At 57.1% G+C, this 26692-nt stretch carries 25 protein-coding genes; 8 read left to right on the forward strand and 17 right to left on the reverse strand.

Annotated features, from left to right (window positions below; all coding sequences use genetic code 11):
• Positions 1–12 precede the first annotated feature (12 nt).
• The 5 genes from T370_RS0104335 to T370_RS0104355 all read left to right on the forward strand — a co-directional run bounded on the left by T370_RS0104335 (position 13) and on the right by T370_RS0104355 (position 5549).
• Positions 13–1008: a magnesium chelatase ATPase subunit I gene (locus T370_RS0104335; RefSeq protein WP_029434878.1), complete on the forward strand. Its 996-nt coding sequence runs from the start codon at positions 13–15 to the stop codon at positions 1006–1008.
• The gene (locus tag T370_RS0104340) at positions 1008–3026 is read left to right on the forward strand and encodes a magnesium chelatase subunit D family protein (protein WP_029434879.1); all 2019 of its coding nucleotides are present in this window, start codon (positions 1008–1010) and stop codon (positions 3024–3026) included. Before T370_RS0104335 ends, T370_RS0104340 begins: the two co-directional genes overlap by 1 nt.
• On the forward strand, positions 3023–4036 hold the full coding sequence (locus T370_RS0104345; RefSeq protein WP_029434880.1) for an ABC transporter substrate-binding protein: 1014 nt from the start codon (positions 3023–3025) through the stop codon (positions 4034–4036). Before T370_RS0104340 ends, T370_RS0104345 begins: the two co-directional genes overlap by 4 nt.
• Positions 4037–4318: 282 nt before the next feature.
• Positions 4319–5008, forward strand: coding sequence for a hypothetical protein (locus T370_RS0104350; protein ID WP_029434881.1), 690 nt, complete (start codon positions 4319–4321; stop codon positions 5006–5008).
• Between the two features lies 1 nt (position 5009).
• Positions 5010–5549 carry a FlgO family outer membrane protein gene (locus tag T370_RS0104355; protein WP_029434882.1) on the forward strand — a complete coding sequence of 180 codons (540 nt, stop codon included), beginning with the start codon at positions 5010–5012 and terminating at the stop codon, positions 5547–5549.
• A gap of 276 nt (positions 5550–5825) precedes the next feature.
• Here the strand turns inward: T370_RS0104355 and crcB (T370_RS0104360) are convergent, their stop codons facing one another.
• From crcB (T370_RS0104360) to T370_RS0104410, 11 genes are all read right to left on the reverse strand, one after another.
• Complete coding sequence (gene crcB, locus T370_RS0104360) at positions 5826–6221, reverse strand: fluoride efflux transporter CrcB (protein WP_005027160.1); 396 nt, start codon at positions 6219–6221, stop codon at positions 5826–5828.
• Positions 6222–6230: 9 nt separating this feature from the next.
• Positions 6231–6611, reverse strand: a complete 381-nt coding sequence (gene crcB, locus T370_RS0104365) for a fluoride efflux transporter CrcB (RefSeq protein ID WP_029434883.1) — start codon at positions 6609–6611, stop codon at positions 6231–6233.
• A gap of 48 nt (positions 6612–6659) precedes the next feature.
• On the reverse strand, positions 6660–7874 hold the full coding sequence (locus T370_RS0104370; protein WP_005027158.1) for an ammonium transporter: 1215 nt from the start codon (positions 7872–7874) through the stop codon (positions 6660–6662).
• 30 nt (positions 7875–7904) lie between these two features.
• Positions 7905–8906 (reverse strand): urea transporter, encoded by a 1002-nt coding sequence (yut, locus tag T370_RS0104375; RefSeq protein WP_005027157.1) that lies wholly within the window; start codon positions 8904–8906, stop codon positions 7905–7907.
• 137 nt (positions 8907–9043) lie between these two features.
• Positions 9044–10012 (reverse strand): urease accessory protein UreD, encoded by a 969-nt coding sequence (locus T370_RS0104380; protein ID WP_005027155.1) that lies wholly within the window; start codon positions 10010–10012, stop codon positions 9044–9046.
• A gap of 10 nt (positions 10013–10022) precedes the next feature.
• On the reverse strand, positions 10023–10661 hold the full coding sequence (ureG, locus tag T370_RS0104385; protein WP_005027152.1) for an urease accessory protein UreG: 639 nt from the start codon (positions 10659–10661) through the stop codon (positions 10023–10025).
• Positions 10662–10716: 55 nt separating this feature from the next.
• Positions 10717–11523 carry an urease accessory protein UreF gene (locus T370_RS0104390; RefSeq protein WP_005027150.1) on the reverse strand — a complete coding sequence of 269 codons (807 nt, stop codon included), beginning with the start codon at positions 11521–11523 and terminating at the stop codon, positions 10717–10719.
• Positions 11450–12094, reverse strand: coding sequence for an urease accessory protein UreE (locus T370_RS0104395; RefSeq protein ID WP_029434885.1), 645 nt, complete (start codon positions 12092–12094; stop codon positions 11450–11452). Before T370_RS0104395 ends, T370_RS0104390 begins: the two co-directional genes overlap by 74 nt.
• A gap of 250 nt (positions 12095–12344) precedes the next feature.
• Positions 12345–14063, reverse strand: a complete 1719-nt coding sequence (locus T370_RS0104400; protein WP_029434886.1) for an urease subunit alpha — start codon at positions 14061–14063, stop codon at positions 12345–12347.
• A 36-nt stretch (positions 14064–14099) separates the two neighbouring features.
• Entirely contained in the window at positions 14100–14504 is a 405-nt protein-coding gene (gene ureB / locus T370_RS0104405) for an urease subunit beta (RefSeq protein WP_005027144.1), read from the reverse strand.
• Positions 14505–14518: 14 nt separating this feature from the next.
• Positions 14519–14821, reverse strand: a complete 303-nt coding sequence (locus T370_RS0104410; RefSeq protein ID WP_005027142.1) for an urease subunit gamma — start codon at positions 14819–14821, stop codon at positions 14519–14521.
• A gap of 441 nt (positions 14822–15262) precedes the next feature.
• Between T370_RS0104410 and T370_RS0104415 the strand changes: the two genes are divergently transcribed.
• Positions 15263–16429 carry an MFS transporter gene (locus T370_RS0104415; protein ID WP_029434887.1) on the forward strand — a complete coding sequence of 389 codons (1167 nt, stop codon included), beginning with the start codon at positions 15263–15265 and terminating at the stop codon, positions 16427–16429.
• Between the two features lie 490 nt (positions 16430–16919).
• Positions 16920–17924: a sugar ABC transporter substrate-binding protein gene (locus T370_RS0104420; protein ID WP_029434888.1), complete on the forward strand. Its 1005-nt coding sequence runs from the start codon at positions 16920–16922 to the stop codon at positions 17922–17924.
• A gap of 79 nt (positions 17925–18003) precedes the next feature.
• On the opposite strand, the gene T370_RS0104425 is transcribed toward T370_RS0104420, so the two are convergent.
• From T370_RS0104425 to T370_RS0104450, 6 genes are all read right to left on the reverse strand, one after another.
• Positions 18004–19062 (reverse strand): ABC transporter substrate-binding protein, encoded by a 1059-nt coding sequence (locus T370_RS0104425; RefSeq protein ID WP_005027134.1) that lies wholly within the window; start codon positions 19060–19062, stop codon positions 18004–18006.
• Between the two features lie 57 nt (positions 19063–19119).
• On the reverse strand, positions 19120–20091 hold the full coding sequence (locus T370_RS0104430) for a tripartite tricarboxylate transporter substrate binding protein (RefSeq protein ID WP_005027131.1): 972 nt from the start codon (positions 20089–20091) through the stop codon (positions 19120–19122).
• A 25-nt stretch (positions 20092–20116) separates the two neighbouring features.
• On the reverse strand, positions 20117–21346 hold the full coding sequence (locus tag T370_RS0104435; protein ID WP_029434889.1) for a M20/M25/M40 family metallo-hydrolase: 1230 nt from the start codon (positions 21344–21346) through the stop codon (positions 20117–20119).
• Between the two features lie 21 nt (positions 21347–21367).
• Positions 21368–22858 carry a tripartite tricarboxylate transporter permease gene (locus T370_RS0104440; protein ID WP_029434890.1) on the reverse strand — a complete coding sequence of 497 codons (1491 nt, stop codon included), beginning with the start codon at positions 22856–22858 and terminating at the stop codon, positions 21368–21370.
• 51 nt (positions 22859–22909) lie between these two features.
• Positions 22910–23395: a tripartite tricarboxylate transporter TctB family protein gene (locus T370_RS0104445; RefSeq protein ID WP_009378392.1), complete on the reverse strand. Its 486-nt coding sequence runs from the start codon at positions 23393–23395 to the stop codon at positions 22910–22912.
• A gap of 226 nt (positions 23396–23621) precedes the next feature.
• Positions 23622–24317, reverse strand: a complete 696-nt coding sequence (locus tag T370_RS0104450) for a FadR/GntR family transcriptional regulator (protein WP_248604208.1) — start codon at positions 24315–24317, stop codon at positions 23622–23624.
• 702 nt (positions 24318–25019) lie between these two features.
• Between T370_RS0104450 and pap the strand changes: the two genes are divergently transcribed.
• Positions 25020–26513 (forward strand): polyphosphate:AMP phosphotransferase, encoded by a 1494-nt coding sequence (gene pap, locus T370_RS0104455; RefSeq protein ID WP_005027118.1) that lies wholly within the window; start codon positions 25020–25022, stop codon positions 26511–26513.
• Positions 26514–26692 lie beyond the last annotated feature (179 nt).

Raw genomic sequence — 26692 nt, forward strand, 5'->3', positions numbered from 1 at the left:
GAAGGAGAAGCTATGAAGACACTTCGCCAGCGTTACCCCTTTTCCGCTATTGTCGGGCAGGAGGAGCTGAAACAGGCCCTGTTGCTGAATCTGATCTATCCCGGCATCGGCGGGGTACTTATCCGAGGCGAAAAAGGGACCGCCAAGTCCACGGCTGTGCGGGCTCTGGAAGCGATTCTCCCGGAAATCGACGTGGTGGATGGGTGTCCCTGCGGATGCGACCCCCACGGCGACGCGTTGTGCCCGTGGTGTCTGGAGCAGGAAGCTCTTGAATCCGTTTCGCGTCAGGTTCGTGTGGTCGACTTGCCGGTCGGTTCCACGGAAGATCGCGTCGTCGGTTCACTGGATATGGAAACGGCCCTCCGTGAAGGCAGACGGCGTTTCGAACCGGGGATCCTTGCGGATGCCAACCGGGGTATCCTGTATGTGGACGAAATCAACCTGCTGGATGACCATCTTGTGGACGTATTGCTGGATGCGGCGGCAATGGGCGTAAACACGGTCGAGCGTGAAGGCGTTTCTTGGTCGCATCCTTCCCGTTTTGTACTTGTTGGAACGATGAACCCGGAAGAAGGGGAACTCCGCCCGCAGCTTCTCGACAGGTTCGGTCTGTGCGTGGAGGTCAGGGGCATGGCGGAACCGGAAGCGCGGCTTCAGGTGATGACGCGCCGTGCGGCCTTTGAAGATGATCCGGTGGGCTTCCGTGCCGCATGGCAGGAACGGGAAAACGAAATAGCCGAACGGATTGTCGCCGCCAGACGGAAACTTGGGAGCGTCGCTGTTCCGGAAGATGTCATGCGCGCCATTGTCGAACTTGCTATTGAAACGGAAGTGGACGGGCACAGAGCGGATATCGTCATGCTGAAAACCGTCAAGGCCATCGCCGCATGGCGTGGGGATGGCGAGGCCGCCAGGGAAGATGTCATGCAGGCGGCCCGGCTGGTTCTGCCGCACAGGATGAGGAGAAAGCCTTTTCAGAATGTCGGGTCCGCGAAGGCGGTGCGGTGATGTCCGGCAAATGGCGGGTGTTTCCTTTCACCGCCCTTGTAGGGCAGGAAAAGATCAAGCGCGCCTTGCTCGCCAATGCCGTTTTGCCGAGCATTGGCGGCGTGTTGCTGCGGGGTGAAAAAGGAACGGCGAAATCCACGGCTGTGCGTGGTCTGGCTTCGCTTCTGCCACAATCTCAAGCTGTTGCGGGCTGCCCGTGGCACTGTGATCCGCTTGCCCCGGAAGAATGGCTTTGCCCCTCCTGCGCGAGGAAAAAACGGAAGGGGGCGCTGCCATCAGTGGCCTTTGCGCCCCAGCTGGCGGATGTTCCCTTGTCCGCCAGCGAAGACAGGGTAGCCGGAAGCCTGGACATGGAAGCGGCGTTCCGCGAGGGTGTGCGTGTCCTTCAGCCCGGACTGCTCGCAGCCGCGCACCGTGGCATCTTGTATATAGATGAAGTCAATCTGCTTCCTGATCATGTGGCGGACATCATCCTCGAAGCCTGCTCCGAGGGCGTGAACCGGATCCGGCGGGAAGGCATCTCCGCAGAACATCCTTCGCGTTTCGTGCTTGTCGGTACGATGAACCCGGAAGAGGGAGAGCTTCGGCCCCAGCTTCTGGATCGCTTCGGGCTGGCGGTTTCGGTATCCGCGCCCGGCGATGTGGAAGAACGGCTGGAGGTCTTGAGGCTCCGCGAGCGGTTTGACGCTGATCCGCAAGGATTTCTCCTTCAATACGCGGAACGGGAGGCCGCGCTTGCCGTCCGCATCCGGGAGGCGCAGCGGCTCGTCGCGCAAGTCCGTATCCCCAGGCTTTTGCTGAAACGGATGGCGGAGCTTGCCGCTGAAGCGCATTGCGCCGGGCATCGTGGTGAGCTGGCCCTGGAGCGGACGGCCCGCGCATTCGCGGCACTGGCCGGAAGGCTGGATGTTCGGGAAGAAGACGTGTTGGAGGCGGCGGAGTTGGCGCTGGCGCACCGGCGCCGTATAACGACCCCGCCCCCGCAGGAACAGAAGGAGCAAGAGCGGAACGAACGTTCCCCCTCGCAAGAACAGGAGCAGTCCAGACGCGAGACGGATGGAGACGAACAAAGAGAGCACTCCCATTCACAGGAGCAGCCTTTTGATACAGTTCCGCTGTTGCCCTCTCAGGCCAACAGCTCAGGAGCAGCAGGGCTGGGAGATGTGGAGCAGGTCTTTGCCATTGGAGATCCGTTTACGATCAAGCCTATCCGGCTGAGAAAAGATCGGGTGCAACGCAAAGGAACAGGACGGCGCTCCCGTACGGCCACGCTGCAAAAGGCAGGGAGGACTGTAGGAAGCCTTCCACTCGTGGGGAGTGAAATGAAGTATGCCGATATCGCGTGGGATGCGACGCTTCGAGCCGCAGCCTTGCGCCACCGCGTCGGCGAGGGAGGATGGACCCGCCCCGTCATTACCCTTGCAGATATCCGTACCAGACGCCGCGAAAAGAAAATCGGCAACCTGATCGTCTTTTCCGTGGATGCTTCCGGCTCAATGGGGGCGGCCAGACGTATGGAGGAAGCCAAGGGCGCCGTGCTGTCTCTTCTTATGGACGCCTACCAGAAGCGGGATAAAGTGGCTTTTATCGCTTTTCGCGGCCAACAGGCCGAAGTCCTGTTGGAACCCACGGGGAGTGTGGAGCAGGCCTACCGGAGGCTGGAGGAGCTGCCCACGGGGGGGAGGACTCCCCTTGCGTCGGGACTTGAGGAAAGCCATCGCATCATCAGGAACCAGCTTCGGAAAGATCCCGATACCAGACCTATTCTGCTTGTCCTTTCCGATGGAAGAGCGAACGCCGCACCGGACGGGATGAAACCCATGCCCGCTGCGCTGGAGGCCGCCCGGCGTATTGCCGCCGATGGCCGCACTCATTCCTTGGTGATCGATGTGGAGCGGCAAGGCCTCGTCCAGTTTGCAATGGCAAAGACGCTTTCTGAAGGCTTGGAAGCCGAATATATGCACCTTGAAGAACTCGAGGCGGATACGCTGGTGCGTACGCTCAAGGATATATTGTGAACCGCATTCTGGGATGGTTCGCCGTTCTTGTTTTGGCGATGTGTTCGGCGACTTGGGCACAAGGTCCGGAAACCGTCGTTACGGATTCCTTGGGAAGAAGCGTCCATATTCCCGTTCCGGTTCGCAGAGTCGTGTCGCTCTCCGCTTCCGGCGTCGAATGTATCCGGATTATGGAGAGAATAGACACGCTCGTCGGAATCACGGAGCACACGAAGACCCGAAAGGCACAGTTTCCCGAAGTGGCGAGACTGCCAAGCGTAGGGCGCGGCTTCATGCCGAATTTCGAAGTGATCGCGGAACTTCGCCCGGACGTTATCCTTGCATGGAAAACTAACCCAGGCCCGGAACTGGAACGGCAGTTGGAACCTTTGGGGATCGCCGTACTGCGGCTTGATCTGACGGAGCCCGGAAAATTGCCTGAAGAGATGCGGACGCTCGCATCGATTTTGGGCCCGGAAGCGCAAAAGCGCACGGAAGCCTATTGGGAATGGGTGGCACGTTGGACGGAGCAGATACAAAAAAGCATAGCCGGTCAGCCAAAGCCAACTGTGCTGGCGGAGCATTTCACGCCCTTGAGAATAGCGGGACCGGGCTCAGGCCTGTATGATCTGACGCAGATGGCGGGGGCAAACAACCTTGCCGATGATATTGGCATACGCTCCATGCAGGTGGATTCCGAATGGGTTCTTGAAAGGAATCCGCAGTGTTTTGTGAAGAGCATTCTCCTGGGCAAACGGAATGCCGAAGAGGACACCCGGAGAACCGATGAATGCTTGCGCAGTGTCTTGGAACGGGACAACTGGCAGCTGCTCGATGCCGTCAAAGAGAATCGCGTGTATATCCTCGATTCGGATATCGCAAGCGGGCCTCGTTATCTTGTCGGCCTCGCCGAGCTTGCAGCATGGTTGTATCCTAATGCCTCCGTCCCTTCTAGCAAGCGGATTCATGAGGAATGGGCCAATGCGGCATGGATACCCATGTATAAGAAAGATGATGGTGGGCAAGGTTGATAGCAGTTTATTTGTGTGAACTGTTTTGTTTTATTATGTTTTTAAAGGTCCGATCATCACTGGCGCAGTACTAGAAAAGAGCGCTGAAAGCACGAAAGCCATAGACAGCTGAACGGATAGGAGACGGTCACGTGCAGTATCAGGTTTCCTTTTGTGTCCATATGACATCTTATATTCGGCGATATCATTTGGTACACCACGTTTAATATGTAATAGCTTATATAAAAACTTGAATTGAGGAGTAAACTATTATAGTGATGGACCACATGCAGGAGGACGGGTATGTGGAAATATTTTTTGTGTCTTATGAGCATGTTGCTCACTTTGACCGCTTGGGGATGCAGCCTTGCGCCTCAACCCGTCGCCCGGCCTGTAACAGGGCAACAAACCCTTGAGGCCGCCGATCACTGGCGCATCCTTGCCCAGCAAATCGTTAAAGAGATGCAGCTCACCACTGGAAGTTCCGTCTATGTCTCAGAACAGGATCGTTCTCCTTTCGGACGAGCCTTTACGACACTTCTCCGGCATGAGGTAGCTGCTTCCGGGGCGCGGCTCAGCAGAGCCCGTGAAGGCTCCCTCTGCATTGATTGGGGTGTTCAGATCATTAAGTATAGTGAACCCCGGCAGACCATTCATGTTTACCCGGGGACCATCGCCGCGATTACGGGAGGCGGAATCGGCGCTGGCTACATTATCAAGAACCGGCCGAGTTCATGGCCGGTTGTTGGTGCCGCGGGAGCCGGGCTTTTAGGTGAGGCGGCGAATTTACTGGATATGGCCACTCCAAAGTACCCTATTGATACCGAAGTCCTCATAAATATTACAGGGGCAGTGGATGGGGCCGTAACCTACGATTATTCAGGTCTTTTCTACATGCGTGCGAAAGATTCCGACCAATATTGGGAACGTCCGCCATTTAGAGGAAAGGAGCAGCCCATGCAGGCCAAAACATACAGAAGCGTAGGGAATTAGCATGAATACTGCAAAGATCTGTGTGTTTGGGCTTGCACTTTTTTGTTTATGTGGTTGTACGGACAGCCACTATGAGATGAAACAGGTTCCTCCGCAGCTTTCCCAAGCGGAGATGTCGAGGACGGATATCGTAAAGGTCGGATACGAACTTGCGGATGGCCTCATCAAAAATCTACATGCTCCCCTCAATGAAGGGGAGACGGTCATTGTTGCCAGTTTCGCGGATGTGGACAATTTGACGCAGTCTTCGACGGTGGGAAGGCTGCTTGGGGACATCGTGGGGTCACGCCTTTCACAGCAGGGATTTACCGTTGTCGATATACGTACTCGGCAAAACTCTATTTTTATTCAAGAGCAGGGTGGGGAGTTCGTACTCAGCCGAGATGTGAGAGCGTTGAGCAAAGCCAATAACGCCGCTTACGTGGTAGCTGGTACCTTTGGGCGCCTCGGCAAGTCCACAGTTGTCTCCGTGCGCATGATCCGTGCCTCCGATAATGTTATTTTGTCCTCCGCTGATGGTGTGTTGGTTCGCGGACGATAATCCGCAAGAGCAGAGGGTGAGTACTTGAGCTGAACGCGCGGGACTGGAAACGGCGGAATGAGAACATTGCACGAATGCCGGGAACTGGAGTGGTTAACGGTATTTAATCTATTGAAGTCACACGAGTTTCTTTTGGGGCTTTCGTTAATATGGCTTTCTCAAAACGGTTTATCCCTCTGTTCCTTAGATTGAGCGTTGGGAACAGGCTTAAAACAAAGACCCGGCCAATGACCGGGTCTTTGCCTCTATTCTCCTGAGAGGGAAGGCAGAGTTTCCTTATGCGGCGGCGGTGCGTGGGAAGACAATGCGGTAGCCAGCCCACACGGCGCAGATGCATATTACGGCATTGAGGAGAATGTTCAGACCTGCGAGCATGAGATCGCCGGTATGGTAGAGGTTAAACGTATCGAGCGAGAAGGTGGAGAAGGTGGTGAAACCGCCGAGGAAGCCGGTTCCAAGCAGGCTGTATCCCACCGTGAACGGTTTTCCGCTGCGTTTCATGGCTCCTTGCAGCAGGCCCATGAGAAAACCGCCGAGCACGTTGATGCAGAGGATGCCGAGAGGGAAGGTCATGGTCAGGCCGCTCATGATTGCGGCATTCAGCTTGAAGCGGCAGACCGCCCCCGCCGCGCCGCCGCACAGGACAGCAATGGTGTTTTCGATATACGACATGCCTTCCTCCTACTGAACCATCAGGAAAAAGCCGAAAGCGGTCCCACAGAGGCACAGGACCATATTGACGACGACGTTGGCGATGGCCTTTCCGGGCTGTCCGTCGCGGAAGGCGGCGAACGTATCCATGGAGAATGTGGAAAACGTGGTCAGTGCTCCGAGAAAGCCTTCGCCAATGAAATCGTGCCACGGGATAAAGGGAACGGCATTCATCTTGATTGCCCCTACAAGCAGTCCCATAATAAAAGAACCGAGCACGTTTACAAATAGGGTACCGTAGGGGAACCCCTTGCCGAACCATGCGGCGAACCACGCGGAGATCTGGAAGCGGCAGTAAGCGCCGAGCGCGCCTCCGCCCGCGACCCAAAGTGTTCCGGCCAATTCAGTCATGTTGTTTCCTTTCGAAAAAGGCCGGGGAGCTGGCCCGGCCTTTGAGAGTTACATCTTGTAGGCTTCTTCGCCGTGCAAGGACTCATCAAGCCCCGCCTCTTCCTCTTCCTTGGTGACCCGGATCGGCCCCCACGCGCTGATGACCTTGAAGATGATGATGGTCACAACGAAGGAGTAGACCGCCACGATGATCACGCCGAGGAGCTGCATGAGGAATTGATGGATGCTGGCGTTCACCTTGTCGATGTTGCTGCTGGCGAGAATGCCGAGGAGCAGGGCGCCGGTGACGCCGCCCATGCCGTGGGCGCGCCATACTTCGAGCGCATCGTCGAACCCGAGGCGTTCCTGCACATACTTGGCGTAGTAGCATACGGAGGAGCCCACGGCGCCGATGATGATCGCGGCCCACGGTTCCACGTACCCGGCGCAGGGGGTAATGGTGGCGAGGCCGGCCACGGCGCCGACGAGCACGCCGGAGAAGGAAGGCTTGCGGTCATAATGCCAGTCGTAAAGCATCCAGACGATCATGGCGATGGAACCGGCGATGGTCGTGTTGGTGAAGGCATAGGCGGCCAGGCCGTCGGCGGCGTATGCGCCGCCCGCGTTGAAGCCGAACCAGCCGAACCACAAGAGGCCGGCACCCACGGCGACCAGCGGCAGGTTGTTGGGTACGGTCGGTTCGCCGGGCTTCATGTCGTCACGCCGTCCGAGGAAAATGACCGAGGCAAGCGCCGCAAAACCGGCGCTGACGTGGATCACGATACCGCCCGCAAAGTCCATTACGCCGATCTTGGCGAGGAAGCCGCCGCCCCAAATCCAGTGGCAGACGGGAATGTAGATGAAGATCATCCACAAGATGAGGAACTTCAGGTAGCCGCGGAAGTTCAGCCGCCCGGCGAACGCGCCCGTGATCAGCGCCGGAGCGATGACGGCAAACATAAGCTGGTAAGCAAAGAACAGGATGAAAGGCACAGTGCTCGCATAGACGGGGCTCGGAGCGATCCCCACCTTATCCAGCGCGAAGTGGTAGCTGATGTCGCCGAACAGGCCGCCCACATCCGGCCCGAAAGCGAGGCTGAACCCGCCGAAAATCCAGATGATGGCCGTAACGCCCATGGAAATGAAGTTCTGCATCATGATGGTCAGCACGTTCTTTTTGCGGACCATGCCGCCGTAAAACAGCGCAAGGGCGGGCGTCATCATGCACACCAGCGCGGTGCAGAGCATAACAAAACCTGTATCGCCCGTGTTGAGGGAAAGCATATGGCTACTCCTTGTTGAGGTTGAGGATGATCAGCTCTGATAGTTCTTCGGGAGCAGATCGATGTTGGGCAGCAGGAAAATCCATGCCGCGACCACAAAGGGGAAGGTCAGGGTCGGAATGCCATAAACGTTCAACAGCACGTTGAGCGCACCCTGCGCCACCACGGTAAACACGGTGCCGAGGAAGGTGTAGCAGACGACCCGCCAGTTGGGATTGTAGAAGGTTGTGCCAAGGCCGATGGCGGTCAGCACCGCGCTGAACTGGAACAGCCCCGCGATGATGGCCGTGGAGCCGCCGCCTAGGATGAGAGCCGTGCAAATGGCGATGATGGAGCCTACGAAGGCGAATACCGCCGCCCAGATGGAACTCACCGCAAGGCCGATGAGGAACAGGATGCCCGTGATCACGTTGTTGATCAGGAACACCTGTGATACGCCGGCGAACGCCGCCCTCCAGAACTGTTCCATGTTTAGGGCGAACAGGTCGGACGCTGCGGGCTGCACAGAGATGGCGGGATGCGGAAGGCTGATGATCTGAATGTTGCCGAAATTGTAGGCGGCAAGCATCAGGAACCATGTGGTGATGACGAAGGGGCCGGTCATGGCCGAAACCTTCCACGTCCGCAACATGCTGGAGACGGCCATCATCAGGACGGTGGAAAAGATCGAGCCCGCCACGATGTACCCCCACAGCAGGGGCGTGGCCGCAAAGAAGGTCGGCAGCGCGCAACCTACGAGGATGCCGTTATAGCCGTGCAATCCCATGTTGATGTTCTCTCTGGGGGCTCTTAGAGCGTAAGCGGTAAGCGTACCCATGATCGTCCCGAGCACCGCGCCGATGCCTACGGAAATCATATGCGCGGAGTAGGCGCCCCAAAAGATGCCGACCAGGAAAAACAACCCGGTCAGCGGGTTGTTTTGGAACATGACCTGCCCGGCACCGCGCAGGCAGACGTCAATGAAGTGCACGACCGGATTCTGGGACGCGAGGGCGTTCCACGGGTTGGGTGAGTCTTTGGCGACAGCGTTCATGTTTTCCTCCGGATGATTGCCGGGTTGAATGGTGGCCTTGCGGCAGAAAAGGAGGAGCCCGCTTGTTGGAGCGGGCGTCCGGACGCGGGCGGCGGAAACCGCCGCCAGTGTCCGTCGGAGCTTCCTATCGGTCCGCGTCACTGCCACAGGAAGGCTTGCGGCAGATCCCGCCCGGCGACGGCTTTGCGCGCGATTTGCCAAAACTCCCGGATTTTGCCCCGGACCGATTCCGAGGTCATGCCGAGAACCTTGAAAATCAGCCCACATTCTCCCGGGAGCAGGGACGCCCCGTAGGCGAGGCGCGCCTCCCGATCCACGCCGGCCTCTACAGCCTCGCGCACCTGCATAGTCTTTTCCTTCGTGGTCATGAGGATGACATTGCCGAACACCTCATAGCCGTTCATGATTCCGGTCCGGGACAGATCCGTTTCGCGCGGGTCTATGATGAACTTCTCCACGAACAGCTTTTCACCGCTCTCGCGGCGGGTGGCCTCAATGGTCGAAGAGTAGAGGTCGAATCCGAACATTTCGTCTTCATGGTGGTATTTCCGCCCCGGCAGCACGACTTCGGCGTAGAGCAGGCTCCCGGTTTCCGCGACGGAAAGCCGGGTCTTGCTGAGGAAGCGCGAAGTACGGTGCGGGATGAGCGGATCGGGCATGTACTCCAGATAGCCTCCTTCCTCCACGACAATGTCCTGCAGCTGCGAGGCGTAGTTGGCATTCATCATATGAACCTTGGTCGCAGACTGCGTGGTGACATGGGCCTGCGCGTTTTTGCCGACCTCGATCTCCAACGCCATCCGGTCGCCCTGCAACACGCAACCCGTTGTCGTGATGATGAATATGCAGGGCATCTGCGGCATGGCCTCGTCCCAGTACAGCGCGCGCTGGACAAGGAACGGCACACGCCGATCCATAAACGCCATCACGCTGCGATCGCCCCGATCGGCGAACTCAAGCCGCAGGTACCCGTCTTTGCCGACCGTGCCGCTGGGCATCTGCGCCGGTTCATCCTGATAGGGGCGCAGTTCCGGAGCTTCGAGCCCGATCCGCGAAAGGGCCGCCTTGGCGAGCTCGACGCGGGCGCGGCTGCTGAGCTGACTCATGGGCAACCTCCTAGGCCGTTTTTTCGGCGGGCTTGAAATCAAACAGGGCGTCACGGATGATCATGTCCGTGAGTTCTTCGATGTTCTTGCCTGTCATGCAATTGGTAAAAATGAAGGGCTTGCCGTCGCGCATCTTCCTGGAATCGCGATCCATGACTTCAAGGCTGGCCTTGACGTAAGGGGCGAGGTCTTCCTTGTTGATCACGAGGATGTCCGACTGGCATACGCCGGGGCCGCTCTTGCGCGGGATCTTGTCCCCAGCGGCCACGTCGATGACGTAGATGAAGAAGTCCGCCAGCGCCGGGCTGAAGGTCAGGGTGAGGTTGTCGCCGCCGCTCTCGATGAAGATGAGATCGCTGTCGGGGAACTTGCTTTCCAGTTCTTCCACGGCGGCGAGGTTCATGCTCGGGTCCTCGCGGATGGCGGTGTGCGGGCACGCCCCGGTTTCCACGCCCACGATTTTTTCGGCTTCAAGGATGCCGTCCAGTTCACGCTGGACGTGCTTGGCGTCTTCGGTGGTGACCACGTCGTTGGTGATGATGAGCGGCTTGATGCCTCTGCGGATAAGAACGGGGGTGACGGCTTCGATGATGGCCGTCTTGCCGGAGCCGACCGGGCCGCCCACGCCGATGCGAGTGATTTTTTTCATTGCGTATTCCTTTTCAAAAAAGAGGTGGAGGAGCTTTCTGGAACGGATGGCCGGATCAGCCCATGAACAGACGCACGTGCGCCTTGACGTGGCTGGCGGCGAGGATGTCGGTCATGGGAGCGTAATTGGACATCTGTTCCAGTGGCGTCCGCATGGCGGTGCGGCACATGGCGTCGAAATCCCGCGTCAGGCTGTAGAGCACGCGCTGCATGTCAATATGGCTGATGCGCATGATGCGCATGGATGCGTTCAGGATGGTCATGGCGACGCCGTACTGGTGGACGGTGAGGACTTCGTCGAGCGTTCCGGTGTCGAGCTTCTCCTGCGTGGAGAGGCCCATTGCCACGAACTGCACGGCGAGGGAGACCGGATAGGTCCCCGGAGCCCTGCCGTCCTTGATGGCGTCCCGCCAGCCGATGACGAGGGGATTCTCGGTGATGTCCGCCCCCATCTCCGCGAGCTTGCGGCCCATGCGGGTGGCCATAAGCCTGGTTTCTTCGTTAAGCTTGCGGCACAGGACCTCACGGTCAACGCGAATCAGATCTTCCAGATCCCCGGCGAGGGCCGCGCGCGTCGCCCAAACGACGGCCACGGCATCGCCTTTCGCCGCCTGCTCGAGAGCCGTATGCGTATATTGACGCAAGGTTTCGGCATCGTGGACCACGCCTTTCTGGACGGCCGATTCCAGGCCGTTCGAAAAGGCGAAGGCCCCCACGGGGAGCATGGAGTCGCCGAACTGCATCATTCTGGAGAGGGAAAGAATATTTTTCACGGTATGCTCCGGGGCCTTAGTTGTGGCAATGGCCGTCGTGGCAATGTCCTTCGTGTGCGTGCGTGTGGTGATGGTCATGGTGGTGCGCATGTCCGTCGGGAGACGCGTGGGTGTGACCGCCGTCCATGGGGCGCTCCGTTCCGCCGAACAAACGGCGGGCCTGCGTAGGTTCGAGGAGATCCACGATCTCGGAACCGGGCGCAAAGCGGAAGGTGATGTCTTTAAAATGATGTGTGTTCATGACGGAATTCATGACGAGGCGGTTCACCGCCATGGGCACGTACACGAAGCCGTTCTGTACAATGGCTGGCCAGTGTTGGTTGCCGAGGGCATGTCCGAGCTGGACGCAGCGCTCGATGAGCTGATCGGCGGGCAGCTTCTGGAGGCCGCTCAGATCGATGATAAGCACCTCACACAGGTCGATTTTGCAGATGACGGCTTGTTTCGTTTTTTCGTCCCAAAGGAGGATGTCGCCGTCGTGCAGGAACGCGTTGCGGTCAAGGGATACCGCGATAGCTTGTCCCTTGCGGGTATCCTTGCGGAGCCTGTTTTTCTGAGCGTCCCATTGGCTGAGTTCGAGTGTATCGATGGTGGCGTCGGCCAAGCGGGCCTTCCACGCGGGATCGTTGCTGTTGCCAAGTACATTTTCTACAAGCTGCATGGGTTTTCCTTTATTGTGATGCCTCCGGCGACAAGGACCACCGGGGCAATGATTTCCCGGCTCCCTTGGAGCTGCCGCAACACGGCCTTGCAGCCGTATCCCGGCGGCTCCAAAGGCGTCGGGGAATTGTTTGGGAGTCCGTCGGAACGGATTCATCTCGAGCAGCCTCCCCACCCTTCAAAGTTCTTACAGGTGGGGGCTGGGGGAGGGCACTTTTTCCCAAAAGCGTCTTCCCCCAGTCTTTCAACATTTAACTGAAGAAGTAGAGCTGGCCGAGGGCAACCTTCTGGGCGGGTTTGACGGTGGCGTGCACGCCATCGACCTTGACCGCGAAGGTTTCGGGATCAACTTCGATTTTCGGCAGGTTGCCGTTGCGCACCATGTCGTGCTTGTTCAGGCCACGGATATTGCACACGGGTTCGACGCAGCTGCGCAGGCCGAGCTTTTCGCGGATGTTCCGTTCCATAGCGGCCTGTGAAACAAACGTGATGCGGGTGCGGGGCTTGGCAAGGCCCATGCCGCCGAACATCGGGCGGTAGTAGGTGGGCTGCGGCGTGGGCAGGGAGGCGTTGGGGTCACCCATGTTGGCCCAGCTGATCATGCCGCCCTTGATCACCATCTTGGGCTTGGCGCCGAAGAACTGCGGTTCCCAGAGCACGAGGTCGGCGTATTTGCCCACTTCCACGGAGCCGATGAGGTGGCTGACGCCCTGCGTGATGGCGGGGTTGATCGTCAGCTTGGCCACATAGCGCAGGACGCGGAAGTTGTCGTTGCCGGGCGCATCTTCGGGGAGTTTGCCGCGGGCGGCCTTCATGGCGTCGGCCGTCTGGATCACGCGCAGCCAGTTTTCGCCCACGCGGCCCATAGCCTGCGAGTCACTGGAGATCATGGAGATGACGCCCATATCGTGCAGCACGTTTTCAGCGGCGACGGTTTCGGCGCGTACGCGGCTTTCGGCGAAGGAAACGTCGGAAGGCACGTTGGGGTTCAGGTTATGGCAAACCATGATCATGTCGAACAGTTCCGACTGTGTGTTGATGCCGAACGGCAGCGTCGGGTTCGTGGAGCTGGGCAGCACGTTGGGATGGCTCGCCACGCGCAGGATGTCGGGAGCGTGGCCGCCGCCCGCGCCTTCCGTATGGAAGGTGTGGATGACGCGGCCCGCGATGGCGTCGATGGTGTCTTCCACGTAGCCGGATTCGTTCAAGGTGTCGGTGTGGACGGAAACCTGAACGTCCATGTCGTCGGCGACGCTCAGGGCGGCGCGGATCATGGAGGGCATGGCACCCCAGTCCTCATGCACCTTGAAGCCGCACGCGCCGGCCTCGATCTGTTCGACCAGCGGAACGCTGTTGTAGGCGTGCCCCTTGCCGAGGATGCCCATGTTCACCGGCATGGCGTCGATGGCTTCGAGCATTTTGCTGATATTCCACGGGCCGGGGGTAATGGTCGTTCCGTTGGTGCCGTCGGTGGGGCCGACGCCGCCGCCGAAGAAGGTGGTCACGCCGTTGGAGAGCGCGGCGTACCCCTGTTGCGGGGAGATGTAGTGAACGTGAGAGTCGATGCCGCCGGCGGTGAGGATGAGATGCTCGCCGGTGATGGCGTCGGTAGAATTGCCCACGATAAGATCAGGATCGACACCATTCATCATAGACGGGTTGCCGCTCTTGCCGATGCCCACGATCCTGCCGTCCCGGATGCCCACGTCGGCTTTGATGACGCCCTGCACCGCGTCGATGACGGTGACGTTGGTGATGACGAGATCAAGCACGCCGGCATCGCGGTTCAGGCGGGCATCGCCGCCCATGCCGCCGCGCAGGGTTTTACCGCCGCCGTACATGGACTCGTCGCCGTAGTGGCGCAGGTCCTTTTCGATTTCGACAAACAGATCCGTGTCCCCAAGCCGGATTTTGTCCCCAACGGTCGGGCCGAAGAGGGCAGCGTGTTCCTGACGAGAAATTGTCGGCATATGAAACTCCTTTCCGCCGCGTCGGTGGCGCGGAGATTACTTTTTGGCGTTCTTGAAGCCGAGCTTGTCGGCACGTTCTTCGTTGATGACCCGTTCGTGTTCGTCCCCGGTCCAGCCGTCCACGAGGTTGTTGAACCCGTAGGTGCCGGAAGTCCCGCCGATGGAGACGAGGGATACGGTTTTTTCATCGCCCGGCTCGAAACGGATGGCGGTCGTGGAGGAGATGTTCAAACGCATTCCGTAAGCTGCGTGGCGATCGAATTCGAGGGCGCGGTTCACTTCGAAGAAATGAAAATGGGAGCCGACCTGAATGGGGCGGTCGCCGGTGTTACGGACTTTGAGGGTGATGGTTTTGCGCCCCGCATTGAATTCAATGGGATCGGAACCAAGGATCAGGCCGCCGACCGGCGTTTTGGTCTTGTTCGGAGTCTTGTTGGTCATGGGAAAATCCCCCTTTAGTTGATGGGGTTGTGAATGGTGATGAGGCGGCTCCCGTCGGTGAAGACGGCTTCCACCTGCACGGTGGGGATCATTTCGACCACACCTTCCATGACGTCGTTGCGGGTGAGGACTTTGCGGGTTTCGGCCATGACTTCTTCGACGGTCTTCCCGGCGCGGGCTTCCTCAAGTGCGGCGGCGGAGAGCACGGCCACGGTCTCGGGATGGTTGAGCTTCAAGCCTTTGGCTTTCCGCTTGAGCGCGACATCAGCCAAGGTATGAATCATGAGCTTGTCGAGCTCGCGAGGAGTAAGGTGCATATGGACCTCCTTTGCACTGTCTGTAACACGCATTGTATGAATGTAACACGAATGTTTCATGACGAGTACATCACGTCATGAAGTAACCAAAGGTTAACAATGCAGAGAAAATATGAACAATTATAAAGTGTATTATATTGTATAGATATGCATTATATCTATTTTCATTGTTAAAAATGAAATACGATGTACGGTAATGTCTTTATATTCACATTATATGTATTATTTATATTATTATAATGGTAAAAGTGTATTATCTACATAAATATTGAAGAATTCATTATATAAATTTTATGTTTAATCTCTGTATGGAATAGCAATTGTACATTGTTTATAAATCAAAAAAAGAAAAATAAACAGAAAATGCAGTAGGACATGATTCAGTAGTGTGGATCACGCGGTGTGCCGCGTGCTGGCGAGAAAAGACATCGCGGAGGGGCCATGCCGGGAAAAAGAGACTTGACGTTGTTGTTCGGAGTCCGTTTGCTAAGCGCTATGGGGGTCACGCTGATTCTGCCGGTCATGCCGGCAATGGCGCGGACATTCGGCCTGAGCATTGCGGAGGCGGGCATGGTGGTTGTCTGCTTTACGTTGGCGGAAGCCACAATGACGCCTGTTGCGGGCGTACTGTCCGATCGGTTCGGGAGAATGGCGGTTTTGCTTCCGGCTCTGCTGGTATTCGCAGGAGGGGGGATTTTGTGCCTCTTTGCGGAGAGCTGGCGAGATGTGTTGATCTGTCGTGTCATCCAAGGGATTGGTGCTGGCCCGCTTGGCGTGCTCTACACCATCCTTGCGGCGGATATGGTGGATGAGAAGCATCTGCCGCGTATCATGGGGCGGCTTACGGCAGTTTCGAGCCTCGGGACCATCGTCTACCCCGTCATTGGCGGCCTGCTCGGAGAATGGTCATGGCGGGCGCCTTTTTTCGTCTTCACGCTGGCCCTGCCGACAGCGGTTTTGTCCCTCATGGTGACGCTGGAAAAACCGCAAGGGGCGATGGACTGGCGGCGCTACTGGAAGCAAACGGGGAATATCCTACGTGAGAGGCGGGCCATTGGCTTCTTTGTGCTGGTATTTTTGTGCTACTGCGCCATCTATGGGCCCATCAACACCTGTTTCCCGATGATGGCCGAAGCGAAGTACCACGCATCTTCGTCTCGTATCGGCCTTGTCTTTTCGTTCGTAGCCATCGGTTCCTACTTGGCGGCCGCAGGGCTCCCCCGCCTCCATGCAAAGTGGTCTTTCCGTACGCTCATCTTGGTTGCGGGATTCTGTTATACGCTGCCTCTGGCTTTTCTGGCCTCCGTTCCGGGTTTGTGGCTTTGCGCGGTGCCTCTGTTCGTTTCCGGTGCGGCGCAGGGGCTTTCCTTACCCATCATCAACGATAATGTGGCACTGCTCGGCACGCCCGATGACCGCGCCGCCATCCTTGCTGTAAACGAGACGTCCGTTCGCGTAAGCCAGAGCGTATCACCGCTCCTGTTCAGCATCATTTCCATGAAGTGGCTCTGGGATGGCGCCTATGCCTCCGGTTTTGCCGTGGGTATATTGATTCTGCTGGTAGCGTTTTTTGTGTTCGAACCCCGTACCGCTCCATCGCAGAAATAAAAAAGCGTTCACCCTCCAGCTCTCAGGGCAAACAAAAGGGCCGGGAAATGCTCCCCGGCCCTTTTGTTTGCAAAGAAAACTTTCCGTTAACCAGCATATTCTCAAAATTTAAAATTTCCGTATGTGCGGCGTCTTGACCGTTGCGGGGAGTACCGTCTGAGTATGGTCCCGTCGTTGGTTTTGGGACTGTGAAACGGGAAGGCTGTAAACAGACTGAGGCGTGCCTTGTTTATACGATATTCAGTTATATGCTATAAATATGGATGGCAATAGTGCTCTATAAAAAACTATATCAAAAAATAAAGCTGTATAGAGCATGGCAATGGCGTATTGTGCCGCTTTTCGTATGATAGCTTCTTGCTTCCAACGATGACCGTATGATAAAGAAATGTATCATTGATAAGAGAATGTCCATACTTTTACGGGGCCGTACATAGGCGAACAGGTTGTATTCCGTTTGTCTCGTTCTTTGTTATCGTTGGAGTATACGATGCCCAAAAGGCTTCTGTGCTGTATTTTTTTGGTATTGATGTGTGTCAGCGGCTGTGACGATGCACCGAAGCCGAAAATCGGCATTTCCTTTGGCGTGGGTGAAGCGAAGCGCTGGCCCGCCGAGAAGGGCTACATGGAGGAAAGGGCTCAGGAACTGGGGATGGAAGTGGAAACCCGTTTCAACAAGGCCGATGCTCCCAAAACCCAGATGCAGGATTGTTTTGAGCTGATCGACAGCGGTATCTCAGTGCTCATCCTTATACCGCGCGACGCCAGGAAAGCGAACGAAATCCTCGCGTATGCGAAGAAAAAGAACGTTAAGGTCATCTCGTACGCCAGGGCGGTGATGGGTGAAGACATCGATTTTTTTGTGGGCTACGATACCTACAGGATCGGGCAGAGTTTGGGGCTGCATCTTACAGAAAAGACCTATAAGGGAAATCTTGCCATTTTGAAGGGTGACAAGAACGATTTTAACTCCCCCTTGCTTTATGATGGCGCGATGATTTCTATCAGGCCCTTGGTGGAACGGGGGGCTATCCATATGATTCTTGACGAATACGTGAACGGATGGTCAGTGGATCTTGCGAAGCGTATGCTCACTGACGCCATCATCAAAAACGATTACAAGATCGACGCTGTTTTTGCCCACAATGACATTTTTGCCGGAGCCGCTGCCGAGGTCGTCAAGGAGCTTGGCATCAAGAATCCGGTGATCATCACGGGGATGGACGCCGAAACTCCCGCGCTCAAGAGACTGCTCAAGGGAACGCAGGACGCCACCGTGTACATGGACCTTAAATCGATGGCGTATACGGCGGTCAATGAAGCCTACAACATGGCTACCAAGAAGAAGCCCAACGTCAACTCCGAGTTCGATAACGAGAGCAAGTTTAAGATCGACGCTTTCCTTATCAACGGGAAACTCATTACACGTGAAAACATAGACAGAGTGCTCATCGCTCCGGGCCACTTCACACATGAACAGATTTACGGCAACTGAGTAGTCTTCCGATTGCTTTTTGCAAGAAGGCCGGGACAATCCCGGCCTTTTCTCTGCCTTTTAGCCATCGGAGCATCGGCTATCGAAGGGCTTTGAGGTAGTCGTCCGTAACGGCGTTCATGCGCCGCAGGCGCTGCCGGTCTTCCTTGCGTACCATGCCGATGCTTTCATAGAATGCGGCAATGTCTGTAAGCCAGTTTTGAAGTTTGCTTTTGCCTTGTGCGTCATCAAAGAGGGCAAGCTGTTCCTCGAGATTGAACACCGCATGATTCGCCAAATCCTTTGCGGCGATTTCGGAGGTAAGTTTGCGCCCCGTCCATTCTTCATAAAAGCGGACATAATCGGGGACGAGCGTTTCGACGGGCGTTTCCCGCATGAATGTGATTACCCTGAGGTACATCTTCAAGAACGCCTCGACCCGTTCCGGATACTGGATAGCGTACTCATGATTGGCGACGATGAGGACGGGCTGAGAGACGCCGCAATTGCTGGACAAGGCGGCCGGTTTGAATCCCTTGGCGTCAGCATCGTAGGTCAGAGGAGCCCACAGTGCCACAACGTCGCCAAGTCCGCCCGCGAAAGCCCCGAGCGCCTGTACCGGAGACATATACTTGACGCGCACATCTTTTTCCTCAAGGCCCAATGACTTGAGCCATGCCGCCATCATATAGTGGGCGGAAGTGCCTTTCGGACAGAGTATCTCTTTTCCCTTGACCGTGGCTTGATCGCCGTAGATGTCAGGATAGGCCGGGTTTGTTCCCTTGATGCTGAGGAGCGGGCTGTCGGCGCGGACATAGAGGGCGTTGGCGGCGGATTCGTCATTGGCGACGGCAATGATGTCGAGGCGCTCGCTCAGTGCTGCGGTAAGCGCGGGGACAGCCCCACAACCGGCAATGGCCCAATCGTAGGCAAGCACGCCCTCCACAATGGCCTTGCCCGAGTCAAAGCGGAGCATGGTGAGATCCAGCCCGGCTTCCTTGTCCCATCCTTTCTGCTTGGCATACCAGACGGCGAAGGTTTCGTGTTCACCCAGCCATGCCGTCTTCATGGGGATGGGTGATGCGGACCGGGCGGGAGTGCTCCAGGCCAGCGCAAGAAGCACCAGACAGATACCGACGAATGACCGTTTGAATCCCATAACGCACTCCTCTCAATGGTCCCGGACCGCCGCGATGGCGATCCGGGAGAGCCGTCGCTAGTTGAACTTGTTTTCCCGCATGATGTCGCCGATGGTCTTCCACATATTGTCGAGAGCCTTCTGGAAATCCTCGGCGGACAGATAATCGGTGGTCAGGCCGGCCTTGGCGAACTTGGCCTGCACGTCGGGATCGGCGAGGGCTTCCTTGACGAGATTCTGCATGGTCAGGATACGGTCTTCAGGGACGCGCTTGGGGGCAACCAGGCCATGCGAAGAGGCAAAAGTATACTCGGGGCCGATCTGTTCGGCGAAGGTGGGCACGTCTGGGAATTCAGCGAGGCGTTCGGGGCTGGATACGCCGATCATGGTGAAATCGCCGGAAAGGACATAAGGCTTTTGGTTGGTGGTCACGCCAAAACCGCTGGTGACATGGCGTCCGAGGAGGGCTGTGGAGACTTCATGGCCGCTGGTGTAGCTGACATGGGGGAGATCGACGCCGGGGAACGCCTTCAGCAGGCGGCTCATGAACAGGCGCTGCGTGGAGAGGGCTCCGTGGGTGGCATAATTGTACTTTCCGGGGGTTGCCTTGGCTGCGGCCATAAGCTCGTTGATGGTCTTGATGCCGGAGTCGGCGTTTACGGCGAGGCTCAGCCACATATTGGTGACTTGCACCACAGCGCGGAAGTCGGCCAGCGTATAGCCGGTCTTCTTGATCTGCGGCGTGGTCGAGAAGGTGGCTATTGCCGGGAAGCCGAAGGTATAGCCGTCGGGACGGGCCTTGGCCACGTCGAGCATGGCGGGGGCCCCCGCGCCGCCGGCCTTGCAGACGATGTTCAGCGTGATTTGGTGCTTGTTTTGAAAGTACTCGGCCAGGATGCGGGCTGCGATATCCACGGCTCCGCCGGGGCCGAACGGGATAATGATGGTAACGGGCCGATCGGGATACGCGGCGGAAGCGGTGCGAGGCAGGCCGGACAGCAGCAGGGTGCAGACGAGGAGGGCGCAAAACAGGGCTTGAAGCTTCTTCATGGTCTCTTCCTTGCGAGGGTAAAGGTTACAGGGAAACCTTCGCGGCGGGTGCGAATGCCCGTGCGGCCTGAATGGCCGTGAGCGCCGCGAGTTTGCACCGGGGAACAAAGGTAGACGGAATCATGTATTCATCCGCGGAATGCAGGTTGGAGCCTTCCGGCCCCATGCTGCATATCGCCGGAACGCCGAGGACGCTGGAGCAATAACCGGACTCAGCCGTCCCCTTGGAGGGTGCCGAGTGGACGGAATACCCGATGAGTTCCCCGGCCTGTTCAGCCAGGGAAAAAAGCTTCATGACGCCGGGAGTGGGGACAAGCGGAGGAAGGCGTACGCCGCCGCTGATGTGTGAACTCGTGCCCGGGATATGGTTCTTTGCGGTTTCAGCGCGGAGCGCTTCAGCCAGTCTCCGTCCGGTTTCAAGCGTCTTGAACGTAATATGGACGCGTGCGGAAGCATTGGGAGCGACCGAGTTCGCAGACGTTCCGCCGTTGACGAGCCCCGTGTTGACCGTGGTGTCGTGGTCAAGATCCACATAGGCATCGAAAGCGAGGATCTTGTGGGCCAGTTCGAGGATGGCGGAAGCGCCGTCCTGATAACAGCGCCCCGCGTGGGCGGATATCCCCATGATTTCAAGGAACATGTGGCCTGAACCTTTACGTTCCAGCGTCACCCCGCCGCCGGGATAGCCCGGTTCGGTACAGATGACGGCCTGCGCGCCGTTGAGCTGCTCGCCCAGAATGGGGGTTGTGGAAGGGGAACCGAGTTCCTCGTCGGGCGAGAACGTCAGCGTCATGGGGACGTCCATCAGGCCGAGTTCCTTGAGGGCTCTGGCGACAAACATGTTTTGGACAATACCGGCCTTCATGTCAGTCACGCCGGGACCCGTGGCGCGATCCGCCGCGCGATCAAGCCGGAAAGGACGCGCTCCCGCCGTACCCGCAGGGAAGACGGTGTCCATATGCCCAATAAAGGCCACGCCGGGTCCGCATTCCACAGAATGGGTACGCGCCGAGAAGACATTGCCAAGGCCATTCATCCACTGCTCGTCAGCCGGTGCGGGCTTTTTCGGAAGTTTTGCCGTGTGGAAACCGGCCTCCGCAAGCCATCCTGTCACCACTTCGCCTACCTTGTTCACGTCGGCGGCATCGTTGGTGAAGGAATCCATGTTGACGATGCGTTCCAGCATGGAGAGCATTTCCGGTTCCTTATCGGAAAACCATGCATCAATCCGTTCCTTACATTGAGAAAGTTCCATAGCTGAGGCTCCTTTTGAGGATTACGCCGCTGCCTTGCGACCGGCGCGGAAGTCGTCGTAAACGGGCTTGAGGAGAACGAGCAAACTGACGAGCAGAATGATGCAGGCCACAGGGCTGGTATAGAAGATGCTGTAGTCGTTCTGGGAAATCGTAAGCGCCCGGCGGAAATTGGCTTCGGCGATGGGCTCGAGGATCATGGCGAGCAGGAGCGGCGGCTGGGGAAAGTCGCACTTGATCATCAGGTAGCCGACCGTTCCGAAGATGGCCACGACAAGCAGGTCGAAGGTGGAGTTGTTGACCGCATAGCCGCCGACCACGCACAGGGTGATGACGATGGGCATGAGCACGGCGCCGGGGATGGCAATGATCTTGCCCGCGCCGCGTACTGCAATGAGCCCGCACACCAGCATCATAATATTGGCGATGATGAAGGCGGCGAAGATGCCGTATACGGTAACGGGATGTTCTACGAACAGGAGCGGGCCGGGGGTGAGCCCCTGAATCATGAGCGCGCCGAGCATAATGGCGGTAATGATGTCTCCGGGCACCCCGAGGGTCAGGAGAGGGATCAGCGCGCCGCCGCATACCGCGTTGTTGGAGGATTCCGTTGCGGCGATGCCCTCCACACAGCCCTTGCCGTACATTTCCGGCGTCTTGGAAAAGCGTTTGGCCTCCGAATAGGCGAGGAAGGATGCCGCACTGACGCCCGTAGCCGGGATGATGCCGATAAGCGTGCCGATGACGGAGGAACGGATGAAGTTCACGACGTTGCCCGTCAAATCCTTGAGCGAGATGCCGCGCTTCGATACTGTGCTTTCCTTAAGGGACACGCCACGGACTACGTCTTCAACGGTTACGAGCACTTGAGAGACGGCGAATAAGCCGACAAGCACGGGAACCAGAGACAGGCCGTTGAAGAGATTGGGGTTGTCGAAGGTATTGCGCATGTCCCCCGTTACGGGATCGAGGCCGATAGTGGCGAGGAACAGGCCCGCAAGCGCGGAAATGAGCCCTTTGACGAGATGCCCGGACGACAGCGAGGCCACCACGGTAAGGCCGAACACGGCCACCGCGAAATATTCGGGAGCGCCGAAGGACATGGCCGCCCGGGCCAGCATTGGAGCGATGAAAATCAGAGCCAGAGCACTGACGATGCCGCCGACGAAGGAGGCTATGGTAGCCATGTCCAAAGCCCGGCGGGATTCTCCGCGGGCCGTGAGGGCGGGGCCTTCAAGCATGGTCGCGGCGGCGGACACAGTACCCGGCGTGCCGACGAGAATGGCGGTGATGCAGCCGCCATAAATGGCTCCCACATACATGCCGAGCAACGCGGAAAAGGCTTCCACGGCGGGCATACCGAAGGTTAGGGGGATAAGCAGGGCCACCCCCATGGCTGCGGTAAGTCCTGGAAGCGCGCCAAAGATGATGCCAAGGGTGACGCCCATAAGGTTTGCCAGCAGGGAGCCCATGGAAATGGCGTTCATGATGCCGTCAAAAATGTTCGCTAACATAAATCCTCTCCAATCCGTCATAGAGATTATCTGTAAAGGAGTTCCGGGCGGCTAGGGGAGCAGAACCTGAAAGAACCAGCCGAAAGCGAAGACGAGTACCGCCGTCGTCAGGACGGCTACGGACAGGATCTCGATGGGCTTGCGTCTGCCCAGCAGTGGAAGCGCTATGAGGAGGAAGAGGAAGGTGCTGATGCTGAATGCCCCGTTAGCCTGAAAGGGCGGATTTTCCATATTCAAGAAGAGCTCGCCGAGTCCAGTCAGGGTAACCAGGTATAGGTAGAACAAGCCGATGAAGGCGAGGATCTTCTTGAAAACCTTGGATTCGGGCCAGTATACTTTAACGGGGGAGCGGCGGAACCCCTGCACGATGAGAACAAGGCTCAGCGCGGTCAGGAGCACGAGAATACCGGCGGGAAACGCGCCGGGGCCGACATGCTCCATGCCTCCGGCATCCGGCAGGGTAGCGACGCTATAAGCGCCGACGCCGCACAGCCCAAGCAAAATGAAACCGCTGACGACATCTGTGGGACTCTTCATGGCTGTTCCTCTTGGTGGTTCAAGTAGGGGTATGGTTACAGGCATTCGCCGACATACGCACACCGGCGGCAATAGCCGTACGGCGGAACACTTTCTGAGCTTAGGAACGGATATATGGATTAGGTACGTGAGCCCCTATGGGCGCTGCGGCGCGCTCACCTCCTTGGTGCTTAAGCTTTCAGCAATGGTTCCCCGCAGGCAGAGGGTGGAGATGGCAGTCATCTTGCTAGTCCCTTGCCGTGACGAAAAGGTGTTTGTGAACGATGGTATCGAGATGTTCTTCGACGGCTTTGCGGCAATCTTCAGCGGACTGCCGCTCAAGAGCATCAATGATGCGCAGGTGGGAAGCGACTGAGAACTGGTGCCACGATGCGTCGCGTAAGTCCGCGGTCCGACCGCCGGCGTACTGCTCGTTCAACAGAGCCACGGTATTGATGAGCAATCTGTTGCCCGAACACTCTGCCAGGCAGAGGTGGAATTGGGCGTCCAGCTCGCCGTCATCCCCGTCGATGAGTATGCGGCGCTGTTGATCGCAGGCAATGATCTTCAAGCGGTCGAGCTGCTCGGGGGTGCGGCGGAGCGCGGCAAGTTCGGCTACCGCGGGTTCGAGTATCCGGCGATATTCCATGACTTCGTCAAACAGGTGTCCTTCCGAATCCACCGCCTCAAGAATGGCGCTCCTGAGAGGTTCCATGTCTGGCACTCTGACATATGTGCCGTCGCCATGACGGCTCTCAAGGAGCCCCCGCTCGGCAAGGGCATGGATGGCCTCACGGACGCTGTTTCGGGAAACGCCAAAGGACTCCGCCAGAGCCCGCTCCGGGGGGAGCTTGTCGCCATCCCGGAAATGGTTCTCGGCCATGAATTGCCGGAGGCGCTCCGAGAGCTTCTGGTAGTGCCGGGGGCGGACGGTGGTAGGCAAGGGTGTCTCTTTGAGCATCTGAAACCTTTCCTGTTAATTGGTAAGACCAAAATGTCCGATTGTTCTTTTCCTGTCAACCATTTTGAAAGTGTCAAACCAATGTGTTTATGTATAAAGTATATATAAACAATATGTTATTGATAATAAAGTGTGGGTATATTTTTCTGCTTTGTAGAACAGTCGGCACAGTGGAAGGAAAAGGGCTTCTTGGTGGCTTGCAAAGATAAGGCCAAAATACAGCTGATTGGTTGGGTGACTCAAAAAGTGAATTCAATTGGTATGATTTTATGTAATACTTTACGAACAATGAGTATATTGCAAAAGACAGAAGAAGGGAGCGTGATGCCGTGACGTGTTTTTTTGTTGTGACGATGTAAGATGGTATAAATTGGTTTGATAGTATTGTGCACAATATTTTCACTGGGATAGTATGCTTAGTTGGATAGTTTTATGAACTGATGTGAGGTGCTTTCCGGCTTTTGAACCTCTTCAAAAAGACATTACCCTGCGATTACAGACCGTTCGTCCTGTGTGACTGGCTTTGCTTATGGCCAAAAGGTCTCAGCTGGAGCCGCGCCTTTTCTTGAAGGGATGAGCTTGCGTTCATGTGGGCGGGCGCGTAATCTCCTCAAACAATAGTCTATTGATACCTTGCTATAGCCCTTCCCGTTGGGAGGAAGCCGTAGAGGAAAGGAGTGCTCCATGTTTGAGTCTGCGGCATTGGGCCGGAGTTATCCGGCAAAGGAATATGCAGCTCTTGAAAACGACCTGCGCATGAAGCTGTTCAAGGCGCAGGGGACCTGCATTGAGCACAAACTTCCCGTCTTGATTACCATAGCCGGGGTGGACGGTTCCGGGCGCGGCGCCGTCGCCAATATGCTTTCCGAGTGGATGGACGCCAAGACGATCCGAAATCATGTCTTCTGGATGCAGACGGATGAGGAGCGAACCCGCCCTGAAGCATGGCAGTTTTGGAACAAACTGCCTGCCGGAGGCGAAATCGGGGTCTTCTTGGGTGGTTGGTATGGTGGCACCATCAGGCGTTTTTGTTGCGGAGATATCGGCGAGAGGGAGTTCAATGCGTCGATGGAACGCTGGAGGAGGCTTGAGCATACGTTGGCGTCATCCGGGACTGTCATCGTCAAGCTCTGGCTTCATCTCGGTAAGAAGGTCCAGAAGGCCCGTTTGAAAGATCGCCTGAAGCATCAGGAGATCCACCACTTCACCCCTTATGACAAGAAGAGTGCCGAGAACTATGACGGCCTTGTGAGCGCGGCAGCCAAGGCCATTACTCTGACGGACAGGGTGGATGCCCCTTGGACCGTCATCGACGCATATGACGGCAATTTCCGTAATGCGTCGGTAGCCCGGGCCATTATTGCGGCGGTTGAAGCGGCGGTCGCCGTGAAGCGGCAGAATGCGGTCCCAGTGGTTCCAACAAAAGCGAGTGAAGAAGAGATAGGGCAGATTTCCGCTCTGGATGCCATCGATCTTTCCAGGACGTGCGAACGCGGCGTATACAAGAAGGAATTGGCCGAATTACAATCGGAATTGTACGATTTGACGTATAAAGCCTACAAGAAGGGCATTTCCAGCACGATTCTTTTTGAAGGCTGGGATGCGGCGGGCAAGGGGGGCGCTATCCGGAGGCTGACGGCGGGCATAGACGCCCGGATTACCCGGGTCATCCCTGTCAGCGCTCCGACTGACGAAGAGCTCGCCCATAATTACCTGTGGCGGTTTTGGCGTCACATTCCGCGGGCGGGATTCGTCACGATTTATGATCGCTCATGGTATGGCCGGGTGTTGGTGGAGCGGGTGGAAAAACTGACGCAGCCGGAGGATTGGAAGCGTGCTTATGCGGAGCTGAATGACTTTGAGGAGCAGCTGCAGGAACATAACAATATCCTGCTCAAATTCTGGCTGCACATTTCCCCGGACGAGCAACTGCGGCGGTTCAAGGAGCGGGAAGAGATCCCGTGGAAAAATTATAAGATCACCCCGGATGACTGGCGCAACAGAGAAAAATGGCCCGCCTATGTGGAAGCCGCCGATGAGATGTTCCTCAGGACAAGTACGGAATACGCGCCGTGGCATATCATTCCAGCCGAAGACAAAAAATGTGCGCGGCTGGATGTAATACGGATATATCGGGACGCCCTCAGGAAGGCCTTGGAACAGAAAAAGAAGAAATGAACCCCGTAGGCGGATTGTCTCGGGAGTGCCGGAAGGATGAATGGCTCCTGAACCTTCTGATCTAATAGAAAAACGCGCCCTCCGTTCCATTAAGAACGGAGGGCGCGTTTTTTAGACTCAAAAGTAAGGCTTCATCGCTCCATTGTCCTTGCCTCTATGTAAGGCAAGGCACTGTTATG

It is taken from the genome of Bilophila wadsworthia ATCC 49260 (genome assembly GCF_000701705.1).
GTDB classification, from domain to species: domain Bacteria; phylum Desulfobacterota; class Desulfovibrionia; order Desulfovibrionales; family Desulfovibrionaceae; genus Bilophila; species Bilophila wadsworthia.

Bases quoted from the DNA above. Each gene is read 5' to 3' on its own strand.
- pap (WP_005027118.1), top strand. From the start codon at position 25,020: ATGTTTGAGTCTGCGGCATTGGGCCGGAGTTATCCGGCAAAGGAATAT.
- T370_RS0104380 (WP_005027155.1), bottom strand. From the start codon at position 10,012: ATGAGTCAGCTCAGCAGCCGCGCCCGCGTCGAGCTCGCCAAGGCGGCC.
- T370_RS0104355 (WP_029434882.1), top strand. From the start codon at position 5,010: ATGAATACTGCAAAGATCTGTGTGTTTGGGCTTGCACTTTTTTGTTTA.
- T370_RS0104340 (WP_029434879.1), top strand. From the start codon at position 1,008: ATGTCCGGCAAATGGCGGGTGTTTCCTTTCACCGCCCTTGTAGGGCAG.
- ureG (WP_005027152.1), bottom strand. From the start codon at position 10,661: ATGAAAAAAATCACTCGCATCGGCGTGGGCGGCCCGGTCGGCTCCGGC.
- crcB (WP_005027160.1), bottom strand. From the start codon at position 6,221: ATGTCGTATATCGAAAACACCATTGCTGTCCTGTGCGGCGGCGCGGCG.
- ureB (WP_005027144.1), bottom strand. From the start codon at position 14,504: ATGACCAACAAGACTCCGAACAAGACCAAAACGCCGGTCGGCGGCCTG.
- T370_RS0104410 (WP_005027142.1), bottom strand. From the start codon at position 14,821: ATGCACCTTACTCCTCGCGAGCTCGACAAGCTCATGATTCATACCTTG.
- T370_RS0104415 (WP_029434887.1), top strand. From the start codon at position 15,263: ATGCCGGGAAAAAGAGACTTGACGTTGTTGTTCGGAGTCCGTTTGCTA.
- crcB (WP_029434883.1), bottom strand. From the start codon at position 6,611: ATGACTGAATTGGCCGGAACACTTTGGGTCGCGGGCGGAGGCGCGCTC.
- T370_RS0104335 (WP_029434878.1), top strand. From the start codon at position 13: ATGAAGACACTTCGCCAGCGTTACCCCTTTTCCGCTATTGTCGGGCAG.
- T370_RS0104370 (WP_005027158.1), bottom strand. From the start codon at position 7,874: ATGCTTTCCCTCAACACGGGCGATACAGGTTTTGTTATGCTCTGCACC.
- T370_RS0104395 (WP_029434885.1), bottom strand. From the start codon at position 12,094: ATGCAGCTTGTAGAAAATGTACTTGGCAACAGCAACGATCCCGCGTGG.
- yut (WP_005027157.1), bottom strand. From the start codon at position 8,906: ATGAACGCTGTCGCCAAAGACTCACCCAACCCGTGGAACGCCCTCGCG.
- T370_RS0104390 (WP_005027150.1), bottom strand. From the start codon at position 11,523: ATGCGCACCACCATGACCATCACCACACGCACGCACACGAAGGACATT.
- T370_RS0104440 (WP_029434890.1), bottom strand. From the start codon at position 22,858: ATGTTAGCGAACATTTTTGACGGCATCATGAACGCCATTTCCATGGGC.
- T370_RS0104350 (WP_029434881.1), top strand. From the start codon at position 4,319: ATGTGGAAATATTTTTTGTGTCTTATGAGCATGTTGCTCACTTTGACC.
- T370_RS0104430 (WP_005027131.1), bottom strand. From the start codon at position 20,091: ATGAAGAAGCTTCAAGCCCTGTTTTGCGCCCTCCTCGTCTGCACCCTG.
- T370_RS0104445 (WP_009378392.1), bottom strand. From the start codon at position 23,395: ATGAAGAGTCCCACAGATGTCGTCAGCGGTTTCATTTTGCTTGGGCTG.
- T370_RS0104425 (WP_005027134.1), bottom strand. From the start codon at position 19,062: ATGGGATTCAAACGGTCATTCGTCGGTATCTGTCTGGTGCTTCTTGCG.
- T370_RS0104420 (WP_029434888.1), top strand. From the start codon at position 16,920: ATGCCCAAAAGGCTTCTGTGCTGTATTTTTTTGGTATTGATGTGTGTC.
- T370_RS0104400 (WP_029434886.1), bottom strand. From the start codon at position 14,063: ATGCCGACAATTTCTCGTCAGGAACACGCTGCCCTCTTCGGCCCGACC.
- T370_RS0104435 (WP_029434889.1), bottom strand. From the start codon at position 21,346: ATGGAACTTTCTCAATGTAAGGAACGGATTGATGCATGGTTTTCCGAT.